18 protein-coding genes are annotated in these 13,443 nt (G+C 61.4%); 13 read left to right on the forward strand and 5 right to left on the reverse strand.

The window, feature by feature from the left end:
- Positions 1–53 precede the first annotated feature (53 nt).
- From ACWPVA_RS20435 to ACWPVA_RS20445, 3 genes are read left to right on the forward strand one after another with little or no spacing between them, the layout of a single operon-like run.
- Positions 54–584 carry a c-type cytochrome, methanol metabolism-related gene (locus ACWPVA_RS20435; RefSeq protein ID WP_454289406.1) on the forward strand — a complete coding sequence of 177 codons (531 nt, stop codon included), beginning with the start codon at positions 54–56 and terminating at the stop codon, positions 582–584.
- Entirely contained in the window at positions 541–1,410 is an 870-nt protein-coding gene (locus tag ACWPVA_RS20440) for a substrate-binding domain-containing protein (protein WP_454289407.1), read from the forward strand. The genes ACWPVA_RS20435 and ACWPVA_RS20440 overlap by 44 nt, the downstream gene beginning before the upstream one ends.
- Positions 1,407–1,997: a PQQ-dependent catabolism-associated CXXCW motif protein gene (locus tag ACWPVA_RS20445; protein ID WP_454289408.1), complete on the forward strand. Its 591-nt coding sequence runs from the start codon at positions 1,407–1,409 to the stop codon at positions 1,995–1,997. Before ACWPVA_RS20440 ends, ACWPVA_RS20445 begins: the two co-directional genes overlap by 4 nt.
- On the opposite strand, the gene ACWPVA_RS20450 is transcribed toward ACWPVA_RS20445, so the two are convergent.
- From ACWPVA_RS20450 to ACWPVA_RS20465, 4 genes are read right to left on the reverse strand one after another with little or no spacing between them, the layout of a single operon-like run.
- Positions 1,991–2,845: a quinoprotein dehydrogenase-associated SoxYZ-like carrier gene (locus ACWPVA_RS20450; protein WP_454289409.1), complete on the reverse strand. Its 855-nt coding sequence runs from the start codon at positions 2,843–2,845 to the stop codon at positions 1,991–1,993. The genes ACWPVA_RS20445 and ACWPVA_RS20450 overlap by 7 nt on opposite strands.
- 4 nt (positions 2,846–2,849) lie before the next feature.
- Positions 2,850–3,785, reverse strand: coding sequence for a YncE family protein (locus ACWPVA_RS20455; RefSeq protein ID WP_454289410.1), 936 nt, complete (start codon positions 3,783–3,785; stop codon positions 2,850–2,852).
- A 10-nt stretch (positions 3,786–3,795) separates the two neighbouring features.
- Entirely contained in the window at positions 3,796–4,329 is a 534-nt protein-coding gene (locus ACWPVA_RS20460) for an SRPBCC family protein (RefSeq protein ID WP_454289411.1), read from the reverse strand.
- An 8-nt stretch (positions 4,330–4,337) separates the two neighbouring features.
- Positions 4,338–4,847 carry a DUF3280 domain-containing protein gene (locus ACWPVA_RS20465; RefSeq protein WP_454289412.1) on the reverse strand — a complete coding sequence of 170 codons (510 nt, stop codon included), beginning with the start codon at positions 4,845–4,847 and terminating at the stop codon, positions 4,338–4,340.
- A gap of 125 nt (positions 4,848–4,972) precedes the next feature.
- Here ACWPVA_RS20465 and ACWPVA_RS20470 point away from each other — a divergent pair, with 125 nt between their 5' ends.
- From ACWPVA_RS20470 to gfa, 10 genes are all read left to right on the forward strand, one after another.
- Positions 4,973–6,160 (forward strand): ABC transporter substrate-binding protein, encoded by a 1,188-nt coding sequence (locus tag ACWPVA_RS20470; RefSeq protein ID WP_454289413.1) that lies wholly within the window; start codon positions 4,973–4,975, stop codon positions 6,158–6,160.
- Position 6,161: 1 nt separating this feature from the next.
- Positions 6,162–7,136, forward strand: coding sequence for a YVTN family beta-propeller repeat protein (locus ACWPVA_RS20475; RefSeq protein WP_454289414.1), 975 nt, complete (start codon positions 6,162–6,164; stop codon positions 7,134–7,136).
- A gap of 38 nt (positions 7,137–7,174) precedes the next feature.
- Entirely contained in the window at positions 7,175–7,642 is a 468-nt protein-coding gene (locus tag ACWPVA_RS20480; protein WP_454289415.1) for a hypothetical protein, read from the forward strand.
- 60 nt (positions 7,643–7,702) lie between these two features.
- Positions 7,703–7,936 carry a hypothetical protein gene (locus tag ACWPVA_RS20485; protein ID WP_454289416.1) on the forward strand — a complete coding sequence of 78 codons (234 nt, stop codon included), beginning with the start codon at positions 7,703–7,705 and terminating at the stop codon, positions 7,934–7,936.
- An 89-nt stretch (positions 7,937–8,025) separates the two neighbouring features.
- Positions 8,026–8,997, forward strand: coding sequence for an ABC transporter substrate-binding protein (locus tag ACWPVA_RS20490; RefSeq protein ID WP_454289417.1), 972 nt, complete (start codon positions 8,026–8,028; stop codon positions 8,995–8,997).
- Positions 8,990–9,751, forward strand: a complete 762-nt coding sequence (locus tag ACWPVA_RS20495; protein WP_454289418.1) for an ABC transporter permease — start codon at positions 8,990–8,992, stop codon at positions 9,749–9,751. Before ACWPVA_RS20490 ends, ACWPVA_RS20495 begins: the two co-directional genes overlap by 8 nt.
- Positions 9,748–10,380: an ABC transporter ATP-binding protein gene (locus ACWPVA_RS20500; RefSeq protein WP_454289419.1), complete on the forward strand. Its 633-nt coding sequence runs from the start codon at positions 9,748–9,750 to the stop codon at positions 10,378–10,380. Before ACWPVA_RS20495 ends, ACWPVA_RS20500 begins: the two co-directional genes overlap by 4 nt.
- The gene (locus tag ACWPVA_RS20505; protein WP_454289420.1) at positions 10,377–11,105 is read left to right on the forward strand and encodes an ABC transporter ATP-binding protein; all 729 of its coding nucleotides are present in this window, start codon (positions 10,377–10,379) and stop codon (positions 11,103–11,105) included. Before ACWPVA_RS20500 ends, ACWPVA_RS20505 begins: the two co-directional genes overlap by 4 nt.
- Positions 11,102–11,896: an ABC transporter permease gene (locus ACWPVA_RS20510; protein ID WP_454289421.1), complete on the forward strand. Its 795-nt coding sequence runs from the start codon at positions 11,102–11,104 to the stop codon at positions 11,894–11,896. The genes ACWPVA_RS20505 and ACWPVA_RS20510 overlap by 4 nt, the downstream gene beginning before the upstream one ends.
- A gap of 135 nt (positions 11,897–12,031) precedes the next feature.
- The gene (gene gfa, locus ACWPVA_RS20515) at positions 12,032–12,601 is read left to right on the forward strand and encodes an S-(hydroxymethyl)glutathione synthase (protein ID WP_454289422.1); all 570 of its coding nucleotides are present in this window, start codon (positions 12,032–12,034) and stop codon (positions 12,599–12,601) included.
- Between the two features lie 250 nt (positions 12,602–12,851).
- On the opposite strand, the gene ACWPVA_RS20520 is transcribed toward gfa, so the two are convergent.
- On the reverse strand, positions 12,852–13,442 hold the full coding sequence (locus ACWPVA_RS20520) for a thioredoxin family protein (RefSeq protein WP_454289423.1): 591 nt from the start codon (positions 13,440–13,442) through the stop codon (positions 12,852–12,854).
- Between the last annotated feature and the right edge of the window lies 1 nt (position 13,443).

The following is a 13,443-nucleotide window of genomic DNA, read 5'->3' on the forward strand; positions in this document are numbered from 1 at the left end:
GCGGGCGATCAAGACCCGCGCCAGTTCGTTCTCAAGGCCCAAAAGGACGAACTATGACCAGACCAGCATCAGCTTTACCGATCACGCTCGCTATCCTGGCAGCGCTAGCCGGCACCGCCACGGCGCAGGACACGGAGAGTGTCGACAACATTACCGCCGCCTCCAACGAGGACGGGCGCTACTATACCGCCGACGGCATACCGACCTACAATGTTGCGCCTGACGGCACGATTGACTGGCTGTCCTATTCCGGCTTCCGTCGCTATCATTCCGAGTGCCATGTGTGTCACGGGCCGGAAGGCGAGGGGTCGAGCTATGCACCGGCGCTCAAGACATCCGCTATCACCATGGACTACTATGACTTCGTCGATGTGGTCACCAATGGGCGCAGGAAGGTCAATGCCGCCGAAAACTCGGTGATGCCCGCATTTGGCCAGAATGCAAATGTCATGTGCTATCTTGACGATATCTACGTCTATCTGAAGGCACGCGGCACCGAGGCCGTTCCGCGTGGACGGCCGGCCAAGAAGGAGGCGAAGCATGAAGCGATCCGGCAAGCGGAGGCCGATTGCCTTGGCACTTAGGACACTGACGATCCTGACCGGGCTGTTGCTCGCCGCAAGCAGTATAGTGCCTGCGGCAGCCCAGACCTCGGACCTGGTTTCGAAAACTGCATTCAGGGTTTGCGCCGATCCGGCCAACATGCCCCTGTCCGACAAATCCGAGGCGGGCTTTGAAAACAAGATTGCCGAATTGATGGCGGCGGAACTCAAGCTGCCCTTGGAGTATACTTGGTTCCCGATGGCAACCGGCTTTGTCCGCATGACTTTGCAGGCCAACAATTGCGATGTCGTCATCGGTTACGCCCAAGGCGACGAGATGGTGCTCAACACCAACCATTATTACACATCGGGCTATGTCCTGATCGTGCCTATGGACGGCCCGCTTGCGGAGGTTACCACGATCGGCGACCCGGCGTTGAAAGACAAACGGATCGGCGTGGTAGCCGGCAGCCCGCCGGCCACTCATTTGGCCCTCCATGGGCTGCTGCCAAAGGCGAAGGGCTACGACCTAATGGTCGATCGACGCTATGAGGATCCGGCGGGCGATATGTTGGCCGATCTCGAGGCGGGTACAATTGACGCGGCCATCCTCTGGGGGCCGATCGGTGGGCCGTTGGTCAAGCAGAGCCATCCAGGTCTCAAGGTCGTACCGCTGCTTTCCGAGCCTCTGCCGCCGAAGATGTTCTACCGCATCACCATGGGGGTCAGGCAGGGCGAGAAGGTCTGGGAGCGCAAGCTCGATTCGCTGATCCGCCGGAACCAGGCAAAGATCAACACGATCCTGACCGATGCCGGCGTACCGCTTCTCAATGACATGGGGACGGCGCCATTGGAGACGGGAAAATGAATGTTGTGCGGCCGCTCTTGGCTTTGGTGCTGTGGTTTGCTCCGGCGGGCCTTGCGGCAGAGGAGACGGCTGTCAGTAACCAGGGCGGCGCCTTGCTGTCTGTCGAGGAACCCGCCGCCTATCGAGAAGAAGAATACCGTGCCCCTGTGCCGGTAACCCTTTCCGGCGCAACGGTGGTCTCGACCGCTGAAGCGCATGCGTTATGGCAAGGCGACAAGGCCGCTTTCATTGATGTTCTGCCACGGCAGCCGAAGCCGGCCAACCTGCCCGAAGGCACGGTGTGGAACGAAAAGCCGCGCGTCTCGATCGAGGGCGCGATCTGGCTTCCCAATACCGGCTACGGTAAGCTGGCGGACGTCACGCTCTCCTATTTTCGCGCCGGCGTCGAAAAGGCGACTGATGGTGACAAGGAAAAGGCGGTCTTGTTCTTCTGCCTTCCTGACTGCTGGATGTCCTGGAACGCGGCCAAACGGGCGCTGGAACTGGGCTATCTCCATGTCTACTGGTATCCGGAAGGCAGTGAAGGCTGGGCTGCGGCCGGCCATCCGACGGTAGAGTTGCAACCCGAGCCTGAGCCTGGTCAATAACTCGTCAGCCTATGCGACTTGCGGGCGACCGTTCGGTCCGTATCGGTCATTGTCACATCGATTACCTGGGTTGATGCGGGTATCGACAGGTTGATCTCTGGATTTTCGCTGAGAGAGATCGAGCCGGTCACCTCGGCAAATCGGTGTCCATCAAGGTCGATCTCCAGCGTCTCGACATAACGCAAGGGGATGAACAGCAGGCTGATCTGGTCCCTCTGCATGCCGGAATGGCTGGGATGGCTGATCTTCAGGTTCATTGACACCTGCTGGTTTCGTAGCCGTGCAAAGCCGGAAAGCAGGACGTCGTCGCTGGCGCCGCGTTGATCATTGATCGAGATTTCCATGTTACCGAGGGTCTGGAGGGCTGCTTTCGGATCGCTCCCCGGCGGGGCCGAGCAAGCTCCCATGCCCGAGGTTTTTACGAAGCCTTGGACTGCCTGCAGCACACCATTGTCCAGTTCGCCCACGATATGCACGGGTGTCGGCCCGTTGATCCGGAGCGTCGCCTCGAAGGCAAAGCGCGTCATGGGACGAGCCAAACGAAAAACGGCCGAAACAGGCATGGGGTTATCGTCCAGCACCAGGGTCACGGTTCGGATAGATCGGCCCGCAGGGGCGATCAGGGTTGCGCCGATGACGGTCCTTGCGTCGTTGCCGGAGCGATAGGGCACGTCGAGCGTGATCATCCTTTCTCCAGCCTCGATCAGACGTGCGCCATAGAGGTGTTCACGGATGCCGGGCCATTGTTCTTCGGCGCCGGCTACCGCCGGATAAACAAGGCTGATTGTCAATCCCAATGCAAGCGTCAGACGTGGTCCTGTCCGCCGGGCCAACAAACGTGCAAGCATGGCTTTACTCCTTTAGCGCTCTGCCGGCCAGAAACAGTCCGAAGGCGCGCGGGCCATCGCCGGTCGCGACCTCGCCGACGACCATCAGGCTCTTTGCATCGATGATCGATAGGGTATTGGAATCCCAATTGGCGACCACGATCTGCCGCCCATCCGTTGTCGTGTCGATACCCTCTGGATAGCCGCCGACGTCGATCACCGCGACCGCAGCGTAGGTCTTTGCGTCGAAAACGCTTACACTGTCCCCATACTGGTTGGTCACAAATCCGCGCCCCTGCGCGAAAGCAATGCCGTAGGGTCGCTCGCCGGTCTCGATCTTGCCCAAAACGCGCCCATCCTCGGGATCGACGGCGGTCACGGTGTTGCTACCGACGTCGGCGGAAAAGGCGCGACCGTCCGGGGCGAAGGCCAGTCCGAACGGGCGTTCGCCGACGGTGATTCGGTGGGCGAGCGTGAGTGTGGACGCATCGAAGATCGACATCTGATTGGCATCGCGATCCGCTGTGGCCAGCCACCGGCCATTCGGTGAGAGCGCTAGACCGGCCGGCGCACTGCCAGTCTGAAGGGTCGTCGCGAAGGTCAGATCGTCGGCCGACAGGACCCACACCCGCGCATTGTACCAGTCGGAGACAAAGATCCTGCGTCGCCGCTCGTCGATAGCGACGCCGATCGGGCCCCCGTCCAGTTGGCGCTCGATCGTCGGATGCACGGCATCGAGTCCGTAGCGGCGGATCGTTCTGCTGTCGGGACTGACCGTGAAGAAGGCATCCAGCTTCTGCGACACCGCCACGCCCGCCGGCATTCCAGGTACCGAAATACGTCGGATTTCGGTCATCCGCTCGGTGTCTATCACGCTCAGGTCGCTAGAGGACTGGTTCGTCACATAGGCAAAATCCGCCGTGGCGCCGCGCGGTCCCAGGAGAGCCGCGACAACACACATCAGCGCTGTCTTACTTGCCGAACTTTGCTTCCAGGGCATCGAGGCCTGCCTTGTAAACCGCCGTGACGGCGGCAATGGCTGCCGCATCGTTCAGGTTTTCCGGTGGTTCGTTGTTCGGATAACCGCGATAAAACGCGCCGCGCCATTCGATATGCGATCCGCCGCTCGCCGTGGGCGTGACGGTCAGGTGCGACGAATAGTTGGTAACCGGCAGCACGGCGACATCCACCTCGGTAATACGATAGGAATAGGTCATCTTCGTTGCGTCATATTTGTAGAGCTGTTCCGAAATCGTTGGGCCGCCTTCCTTCTCAAGGGTCAGGACGCGCGTGGCATCGACCGTATTGTCACCCTCGCCGGTCGTCGAGAAGACCGCAGGGTGCCAGCTCATGTCCTGAAAATTGCCGATCACCGCCCAAACCTCCGCTGGCGCCGCCTTCACGTCAACTGCCGTTGTCACCTTCTGCCTGGTGGGACCATGGGCGAAGGCTATCGCCGGAACGAAGAGAAAGAATGTCAGCAGGAAATTACGAAGCTGTCGCATGGGTCTCCTCACGATTTGAAGAAGTGGTACTTGAAGATGTAATTGAGTCCGCGCAGCCAGCTCTGGTCCGTGTTCGAGCGAATATCCACGGCGAGCGCGCGCAGGGTCTTCCCGGATTTCACCTCCGTGAGCACCATGTTCATCGACAGGATCAGGTTGGAAACCTTCTGGACCTCGCCGACGAGCACATAGTCGGCGCCGAGGCGCTCGGCCATGCGCAACTCGCAACCATAGCAATCGGCGGGATTTGTGGTGCGGGCGAGTTCCTCGGCGATCGCATCATTGGCGAGAAGGACGAAGCCTTCGTCGCGGAAGCGCTGTCGCGTCGTCTCTTCCAAAAGGCGGGTGCGGGCCGTCTGATCCGGGCGCTCGCCGTCATAGGCGCCCTCTGTCGAGGTATCGATAAAGGTGATGCCGAGAAAAGCAACCTTGGCGGCGGGCATCAGCGGCTTGTCCAGCGCCGCAAGCGCGAGCACGGGCATCAGCAATACCACGAGGAATATCAAAACACGCTGCATGCGGTAAAGCCTAAACACACCGGGACGGTCATGCCACGATCCATAAGTATCGGTTTCGTGCCACAAACCCCGCTGCTACTCTCCACCTTAGGATGTGTCAGGAAGATTGGGAGGTCATTCCGACGATGTCAAACGCGCGGCTTACGCTCGCCTTCTTTTGCGCCGCCTTGATGACAGCCCAGGCTGCGTGGGCCGTCGAGGTCAAGACCGCGGTGCTGCGCGTCGATCGTGTCAAGCTGCCGCCGATTTCCCGGCTCGACGTTGCACCGGCCGATCTCGCTTTTGCCGGTGCCTCGCTCGGCAACGAGGACAATCGCACGACGGGTGCCTTCACTGGCATGGATTATCAGCTGATCACCAGGGCCGTGCCGCCTGAGGAGGCAGAGGCGGCGTTCGACGCGCTGAAGGCCGAGGGTGTTCAGCTGATTGCTGTGCTTTCCGACGGAGAGACTCTGAAAGCGCTGGCGGATCGGGCGGGGCCGGATGTGCTTCTTATCAATGCCGGGGCGCGCGACGAGGCGCTGCGCGACGCCGAGTGCCGGGCGAATGTCCTGCATGTGTCGCCGAGCCGCCAGATGATCACCGACAGCGTTATGCAATTCCTGATGTGGAAGAAATGGTCGCGTCTATTCTTGGTCCACGGGTCGCATCCCGAAGACAAGCTGCTGGCCGAAAGTTACCGGAAGTCGGCGGCGAAATTTGGTGCGAAGATCGTCGAGGAACGCGAATTCGTCGACACCGGCGGCGCGCGGCGCACTGATACCGGCCATGTTCTGGTCCAGAAGCAGATTCCCGTTTTCATGCAGGAGGCCAAGGAGCATGATGTGACCGTCGCTGCCGACGAGACCGACGTGTTCGCGGCTTATCTGCCCTACCATTCCTGGGATCCCCGTCCGGTCGCGGGTTCGGCCGGCCTGATGCCGCTGAGCTGGCACCAGGCACATGAATCCTGGGGCGCCACCCAGTTCCAGCGCCGGTTCGAGAAGCTGACGGGGCGTGGCGCCCGTGACGAGGACTACCAGGCCTGGCTTGCCATGCGGGTTATCGGCGAGGCCGTAACGCGGTCCGGAAAGGCGGATGCCGCCTCGATCCGGTCTTTCCTGCTGTCGAAGGATTTCGAGATCGCTGCCTTCAAGGGGCAGAAACTGACTTTCAGATCCTGGAACGGCCAGCTGCGCCAGCCGATCCTGCTCGGCGACGGTCGTATCACCGTCTCCGTCTCACCGCAGGAGGGCTACCTGCACCAGTATTCGCCGCTCGACACACTGGGCACGGATGCACCCGAAACCGCCTGCCGTGCCTTTGGAGGATAGAATGCTGAAATACGCCTGGATGATCCTGCCCGCCGCCCTTCTCGCGAGCGGTCCCGCCTTAGCGAACAAGGTGTTTGTCAGCAATGAGCGCGGCAACACGGTGACCGTGCTCGACAGCAATACGTGGGAGAAAATCGCCGAGTTTCCCGCCGGCAACCGACCGCGCGGCATCACCATTAGCCCGGACGGCAAGGAACTCTATGTCTGCGCGTCGGATGACGACACCGTGCGTGTCTTCGATCCGGAGACCTACAAGGAAATCCGCACACTGCCGTCGGGCCCGGATCCTGAGCTCTTCGCGCTCCATCCTTCGGGCAATCCGCTCTATGTCGCCAACGAGGACGACAATCTGGTGACGGTTGTTGATGTCAAGACTTATCAGGTTCTGGCGGAAATCCCGGTCGGGGTCGAGCCGGAGGGTGTTGCCGTGAGCCCAGACGGCAAGACACTGATCAACACCTCCGAAACCACCAACATGGCCCATTTCATCGATACCGCGACCTATGAGATCGTCCACAATGTTCTGGTCGACCCAAGGCCGCGATATGCCGAATTTGCCGCCGACGGCAAGAAACTCTATGTCAGCGCCGAGATCGGCGGCACGGTCTCCGTCATCAATCTCGGCACGGACGCACCGAAGGTCGATAAGAAGATCACTTTCGAGGTCCCGGGCGTTCTGCCAGAATGGCTGCAGCCGGTTGGCGTGAAGGCGACCAGCGACGGCTCTCGGGTCTTCGTCGCGCTCGGGCCCGCCAATCGTGTCGCGATGATCGATGGCAAGACTGATGAGGTGCTCGACTATCTGCTGGTCGGTCAGCGCGTCTGGCAGATGGCGTTCACCCCGGGCGAGGAGTTTCTTGTGGTCACCAACGGCAATTCCAACGATGTCAGCATCATCGATGTGAAGGCTGAGAAGGTCATTCGCTCCGTTCCCGTCGGCGAGCAGCCTTGGGGAGTGGTCGTCGCGCCGAACTGACCATTTGCAGATCAAACGATTTTGGGAGGATATTTTCGATGCGCAGAACTCTTATCGCTGCCTTTGCCGCACTGGCGATGGTTCCTTTGACAAATTTCTTCACTGCGGTTCCGGCCGAGGCAGCACCGCTTTGCGACAAGCTTGGCTTTGCCGGGCTTCTGGCCAAATGCAATCGCGGCGAGCCGATCGAGGTCACCCTCGCGTCAGGCCAGCCGCTCGGCAAGGGTGACGTGGCGTTGCAGTCCGGTGCCTATTACGAGATGAAGATCACTGCGGACGGTTCGGCGGAGCTTGGGATCACCGGAGCATCTTTTTTTCGCGCGATCTGGATGAACGAGATCGTCATAAACGGGATCGAAGTGCGCCCGATGGCGATTGACAGCCTTGAATTCGACCAGGCGGGCGTGGCGACCCTGTCGTTCATCGCGATCAAGCCCGGCACCTACGATGTTCGTATTCCGAACACCACGAGCGACAGCCAGAAGATCACGATTTCCATTCAGTAAGCCAACTTTGACAGAGGGATGAGGAAGATGACGACAATGAGAAACAGCATAACGAAGTCCATGCTTTTTGCCGCAATTCTGGCGTTGCCCTTCGCCGCCTCGGCTGAAGAGGTTTCGGCTGATAAGGTAAAGGCGATCCAGGATATGCTGGCGGCCATGCAATGCGAGGTCGACCCATCCAATATTGAGGCCGACGGCGATGGTTTTGAACTCGATGACGTGTTTTGCGCCGATGGCCAGTATGACATGGATTTGAATGCTGACCTGACGGTCGCAGAGAAGCGCAAGGAATAGGCGATCCGTCCGGCGCAAGGCGTCGGAACCGTGTAAAAGTCGGTCGATAAAGGGCGGAAAGGCGGCGGCAAGCCGCGGGAGGACGAGCGATGGGTAAACTGGGACGGTTCTTGGCGGCGAGTTTGTTGGCGCTCGGCCTGGCGCCGGCCATGGCCGAGGATTTGCCGAAGCTACGGGCGGCAATGCTGGCGTCCGGCACAGTTAACTGGGAAATCTCCACGATCAAGGCGAACGCGTTCGATACGACGAACGGGTTCGAGATGACCGTACAGGACTATGCCGACAATGGGGCGACGCGCGTTGCCTTTGAAGGCGGCGAAGCCGATACGATGGTGGCTGACTGGATCTGGGTCGCCTACCAGCGCGCGGCGGGCAAGGACTATGTCTTCATTCCCTATTCGCGCGCCGTCGGCGGCCTCGTCGTCAAGGACGATAGCCCGGTCAAGGCACTTCCAGATCTCAAGGGTCAGAAGATCGGGATTGCCGGTGGGCCACTCGACAAGAGCTGGCTGATCCTTCGTGCTTATGCGACGAAGAAATATGGCATGGACCTCGCCAAGGAAACCGAGCAGGTGTTCGCCGCGCCGCCACTGATTTTCAAGTCGGGACTGTCCGGCGAGATGGCGGGGGTGATCAATTTCTGGCATTTCCTTGCGAAGATGAAGGCCAAGGGTATGCATGATCTGGTGACGGTCTCGGATGCCGCGACCGAGCTCGGTCTCGACCCCGATACGCCGCTGTTGGGCTATGTGCTGAAGGGCGAATTCGTCAAGGCGCATCCGGAAGTTGCGCAGGGGCTCTACAAGGCTTCGGTCGCCGCCAAGGAATTGCTGCGCAGGGATGACAAAGCCTGGGAGGGCTTGCGTGGCATGATGAATGCGGCGGATGACGTCGAATTCGTCGCATTGCGCGATGGCTATCGAGCGGGAATTCCGAGCGGCAAGCCGATCGACGAGGCGGCTGCCGATCGCTTTCTGCGGCTGATGGCCGAACTTGGTGGCGAAGAACTCGTCGGCAAGGCGACGACGCTTCCGGAGGGAGTGTTCCTGCATCTTGAGTAAGTTCGCCCGTCATCCGTCGATCGTTCGCGCGCTATCCCTTGGCGCGCTCCTGCTGGTCTGGATCGGTGCGGCGGCATTGACGGCGGATCCGAGCATCCTGCCGCAGCCATGGGCGCTTGGCGAGCCGTTTGCCCGGGCTGCCGGCTCTGGAGCACTGCCCTATCATCTCGCCATGACGCTTGGGCGTGTGGTGATGGCCTTCGTGCCGGCCATGGCGATCGGCGTGGCGCTCGGCTTCCTCATGGGACGCTTTCCGGCCTTCGACCGCTGGCTCGATCCCTGGCTGGTAGTGTTCCTCAACCTTCCGGCGCTCGTGCTGATCGTGCTGTGCTATCTGTGGATCGGGCTCAACGAGACGGCGGCGATCATCGCGGTGGTACTCAACAAGATCCCGAATGTCGCCACGCTGATCCGCGAGGGTGCGCGCGCGCTCGATCCCAATCTCGATGCGATGGCCAAGGTCTATCGCATGTCGTCGCTGGCGCGCTTGCGTCATGTCGTCGTTCCGCAGCTCGCGCCCTATATCGCCGGCGCGGCCCGAGCCGGTATCGCGGTGATCTGGAAGATTGTTCTGGTGGTCGAATTCCTCGGCCGCTCAAGCGGTATCGGCTTCCAGATCCACTTCTATTTCCAGCTGTTCGATGTTGCCATGGTGCTGGTCTATTCGCTGACCTTCATCATCGTCATGCTGATCGTCGAGGCCCTGATCCTGCAGCCGCTCGAGCGCCGAGCGCGGGCCTGGAGGACGGCATGATCAAGATCGATGTCCGACGCAAGGCATTTGGCCAGACGGAGATCCTGCGCGACATTCGCTTCGAAGTGGCGGATGGTGAGACGGTTGCGATCCTCGGGGCTTCGGGGATCGGCAAGTCGACGCTGCTCCGGCTGGTCGCTGGCATTGACGAGGCTTTTGAGGGTGAGATCGTCCGGCCGCCGAGCATCGCCATGGTGTTCCAGGAACCAGTACTCTTGCCCTGGCGCAGCGTCCTCCAGAACCTGACGCTGGTGCACCCGACGCTTGGGGACCGGGCGGCGCTAGGTGCGCTCGATCGCATAGGCATCGCCGACAAGGCCGGGTTCTTCCCCGGCCAGCTGTCCCTCGGCCAGCAGCGGCGACTGGCGCTGGCGCGCGCCTTTGCCGGGCGTCCCGCGCTTCTTGTCATGGATGAGCCCTATGTCTCGCTCGATCCGCAGACGGCGGAGGAGATGCTGGCACTGACCGAGGCGCTCATTGGGGAAACCGGCCCGACGGTGATCCTGGTCACCCATTCCGAGGCGGAGGCGAAGCGGCTGGCCAGGCGTACTCTCAGGCTTGCCGGCCGACCGGCTACGATCGTTGATGCAGCGAACCCATCGCCCGGCAAGCGGGAGGGCATGGCATGAAGGGTCTCGAAATCAGCCATGTCGGCTTTCGCTACGGGGAACGCAAGGCGCTTGACGATGTCTCGTTCAATGTCGAGCCCGGCCGGTTCTGTGCTTTGCTCGGCCCGAATGGCGCCGGCAAGTCGACGCTCTTTGCCCTGTTGACACGGCTGATCGTTGCTGACGAGGGAGTGATCAATGTCGCAGGCTTCGACATCGCCCGTTCGCCACGCGCGGCGCTCGCCCGGATCGGTGTCGTGTTCCAGCAGCCGACGCTCGATCTGGACATGACGGTGCGGCGCAACCTGCGCTACTTCGCCGGGCTTCACGGTCTGTCCGGCCGTTCCGCCGCCATGGCCATAGACCGCGCACTGGCACAGCTCGGTATGGCCGAGCGCGCCGACGAACTGGTGCGCGCGCTGAACGGTGGACACCGCAGGCGGATGGAGATCGCCCGCGCCCTGGTGCATCAACCGGAAATCCTGCTGCTCGACGAGGCGACGGTAGGGCTCGATGCCGCTTCGCGGCAAGCGATCACCGACCATGTGCATAAGCTTGCCGAGAGCGGGCTTGCCGTGCTCTGGGCAACGCATCTGGTCGACGAGATCGCCATGTCCGATCAGGTCGTGGTCCTGCACCGGGGCCGGGTGTTGAGCAACGGTCCTGCGGCCGAACTGGCCGGCGATCGCAGCCTGGCCAAGGCCTTCCTCGCCATGACCGCCGAAAGTACGGAGGCCGTTGCATGAAAGCATGGCTGACCGCGCTCCTCGCCATCATCACCCGGGAAAACCTGCGGTTCGTAAGGCAGCGCGGACGCTTCCTTGCCGCGCTGGTGCGCCCGCTCGTCTGGCTCATCGTGTTTGCCGCCGGCTTTCGCGCCGCGCTCGGCGTGTCGATCATTCCGCCCTACCAGACCTACATCACATACGAGGTTTATATCCTGCCTGGGCTTTGCGCCATGATCCAACTGTTCAACGGGATGCAGTCGTCGCTCTCGCTGGTCTACGACCAGGAAATGGGCTCGATGCGGCTGTTGCTGACCTCGCCTCTGCCGCGTTGGTGGCTGCTTTTCTCCAAGCTGCTTGCCGGGGTCATTGTGTCGATCGTGCAGGTCATGGTGTTCCTAGGGCTCGCGGCCCTGACCGGTATCGACTTGCCGCCGCTGGGCTATCTCGCGGTGCTGCCGGCGCTTCTGCTGAGCGGCCTGATGCTGGGTGCGTTTGGCCTGGTAATTTCCTCGACCATTCGCCAGCTGGAGAATTTCGCCGGCGTGATGAACTTCGTCATCTTCCCGATGTTCTTCCTGTCGTCGGCGCTCTATCCGCTGTGGAAGATGGCTGAGAGCTCGCCGCTGCTGCGCGACATCTCGGCCTACAACCCCTTTACCCATGCGGTGGAGCTGATCCGCTTTGCGCTCTATGGCCAACTCAACCTCGAGGCGCTGGCCTGGGTCTCAGGCTGCTTCGTCGTCTTCATGCTGGCGGCGGTGTGGGGCTATGATCCGGCCCGCGCCTTGCTTCGCGCGCGGGGCCGGTAGTCGCCGCTTCCGCTGGAACGCCGCGACCGCGACAAAAACCGCCACTTTCCGCTATGTTGCCGATCGCCTGATTTGCTCCGATCCTGTCACCGACTGAAGACGTTTTAGACGTCCACACTTGAGGAGGAGGGACCCATGATCAAACTGCATCCGGCCATCGACAACGGCTTTCCGCCGGCCACGCCCGGCTTTTCCGGCGGCACACTCAAATGCAAATGCGCGACCAATCCGGTGACCGTCGAAATCAGCTCTCAGACGGCGCACAATCACGCCTGCGGCTGCACCAAGTGCTGGAAGCCGAAGGGCGCGATCTTCGCTCAGATCGCCGTCGTTTCGCGTGACAATGTCAAGGTCACATCCGGCGCCGATAAGCTTCAAGTCGTCGATCCGAGCGCCACCATCCAGCGCCACGCCTGCAAGGACTGCGGCACACACATGTACGGCCGCATCGAGAACACCAAGCATCCCTTCTATGGCCTGGACTTCGTCCATACCGAACTTAGCGACCAGACCGGCTGGTCTCCGCCGGAGTTTGCCGCCTTCGTCTCGTCGGTCATCGAGAGCGGGGTGAGCCCCGACAAGATGGGCGAGATCCGCGCGCGTCTCAACGAACTTGGGCTCCCGCCCTATGATGCGTTGTCGCCGGCGCTGATGGACGCAATTGCTACCCATATTGCCAAGCAATCCGGCGCGCTGCCGGCCTAAGCGAGGTTTCCGCGCTCCTCCCCCCGAGCCCTGTCCGCGCCTCTTCCTTTCGGAAGCGAGAACGGGCGGGGCTTGAGGTCTTCGTGGGCAGGCTGGGATCCTTGAGCTGCACGGGGTCGACAGCATAAAGCAAAGCCGCCGATGGTGGATCATCGGCGGCTTTTGGTCTTTGACGTCATGCCTGCGCGTGACCGGAGTTTGGTAATCAAGGTTCTCGACGTCACCGCGATCCGGGCGAGCGATCGTCTGTTCAGCGGTGCGTCATGATCTCCGCACCGGCACAGGACGGATCCTGCTTCCACTTGATCGCGCAGCCGATCGCCGAATGCTGTTCTTCCGGCCCCTTGCCGGTCTTGGCGATCCCGACCATGGCTTCGAACAGGTCGCGCCTTAGATCCGCTGGGCCGATCTCCTTGCGCGAGGCATCCAGCCTCCCGCGATACTGCAGCTCCATGCGTTTGTTGAAGCCGAAGAAGTCCGGTGTGCAGACCGCGCCATAGGCGCGTGCGACCCACTGGTCGGCGTCGTGCAGATAGGGAAAGGGCAGGGCGTGATCGGCGGCAAACCGCTTCATGTTGTCGAAGCTGTCTTCCCGATAGGCGGTCGCATCATTGGAGTTGATCACGACGAAGCCGATCCCGTGGGCCTCGAGTTCCAGCGCATCGCGCACGATCCGGCCGATCACCGCTTTCACATAGGGGCAATGATTGCAGATGAAGGCGACGACGAGTCCGTTCGGTCCGGCAAGGTCGAGAATGGAGCGTGCGCGTCCCTCGGTGCTCTGAAGTCGGGCGTCGATGGCCTTCCAGCCGAAATGGCAAAGCGGTGCGGTTGCAGCCATG

This window comes from Rhizobium arsenicireducens (genome assembly GCF_964021225.1).

Excerpts from the sequence above, each read along its gene's own strand:
- ACWPVA_RS20510 (WP_454289421.1), top strand. The coding sequence starts at position 11,102 with ATGAAAGCATGGCTGACCGCGCTCCTCGCCATCATCACCCGGGAAAAC.
- ACWPVA_RS20470 (WP_454289413.1), top strand. The coding sequence starts at position 4,973 with ATGTCAAACGCGCGGCTTACGCTCGCCTTCTTTTGCGCCGCCTTGATG.
- gfa (WP_454289422.1), top strand. The coding sequence starts at position 12,032 with ATGATCAAACTGCATCCGGCCATCGACAACGGCTTTCCGCCGGCCACG.
- ACWPVA_RS20480 (WP_454289415.1), top strand. The coding sequence starts at position 7,175 with ATGCGCAGAACTCTTATCGCTGCCTTTGCCGCACTGGCGATGGTTCCT.
- ACWPVA_RS20445 (WP_454289408.1), top strand. The coding sequence starts at position 1,407 with ATGAATGTTGTGCGGCCGCTCTTGGCTTTGGTGCTGTGGTTTGCTCCG.
- ACWPVA_RS20450 (WP_454289409.1), bottom strand. The coding sequence starts at position 2,845 with ATGCTTGCACGTTTGTTGGCCCGGCGGACAGGACCACGTCTGACGCTT.
- ACWPVA_RS20485 (WP_454289416.1), top strand. The coding sequence starts at position 7,703 with ATGCTTTTTGCCGCAATTCTGGCGTTGCCCTTCGCCGCCTCGGCTGAA.
- ACWPVA_RS20460 (WP_454289411.1), bottom strand. The coding sequence starts at position 4,329 with ATGCGACAGCTTCGTAATTTCCTGCTGACATTCTTTCTCTTCGTTCCG.
- ACWPVA_RS20520 (WP_454289423.1), bottom strand. The coding sequence starts at position 13,442 with ATGGCTGCAACCGCACCGCTTTGCCATTTCGGCTGGAAGGCCATCGAC.
- ACWPVA_RS20500 (WP_454289419.1), top strand. The coding sequence starts at position 9,748 with ATGATCAAGATCGATGTCCGACGCAAGGCATTTGGCCAGACGGAGATC.
- ACWPVA_RS20440 (WP_454289407.1), top strand. The coding sequence starts at position 541 with ATGAAGCGATCCGGCAAGCGGAGGCCGATTGCCTTGGCACTTAGGACA.
- ACWPVA_RS20490 (WP_454289417.1), top strand. The coding sequence starts at position 8,026 with ATGGGTAAACTGGGACGGTTCTTGGCGGCGAGTTTGTTGGCGCTCGGC.
- ACWPVA_RS20475 (WP_454289414.1), top strand. The coding sequence starts at position 6,162 with ATGCTGAAATACGCCTGGATGATCCTGCCCGCCGCCCTTCTCGCGAGC.
- ACWPVA_RS20435 (WP_454289406.1), top strand. The coding sequence starts at position 54 with ATGACCAGACCAGCATCAGCTTTACCGATCACGCTCGCTATCCTGGCA.
- ACWPVA_RS20465 (WP_454289412.1), bottom strand. The coding sequence starts at position 4,847 with ATGCAGCGTGTTTTGATATTCCTCGTGGTATTGCTGATGCCCGTGCTC.
- ACWPVA_RS20505 (WP_454289420.1), top strand. The coding sequence starts at position 10,377 with ATGAAGGGTCTCGAAATCAGCCATGTCGGCTTTCGCTACGGGGAACGC.
- ACWPVA_RS20455 (WP_454289410.1), bottom strand. The coding sequence starts at position 3,785 with ATGTGTGTTGTCGCGGCTCTCCTGGGACCGCGCGGCGCCACGGCGGAT.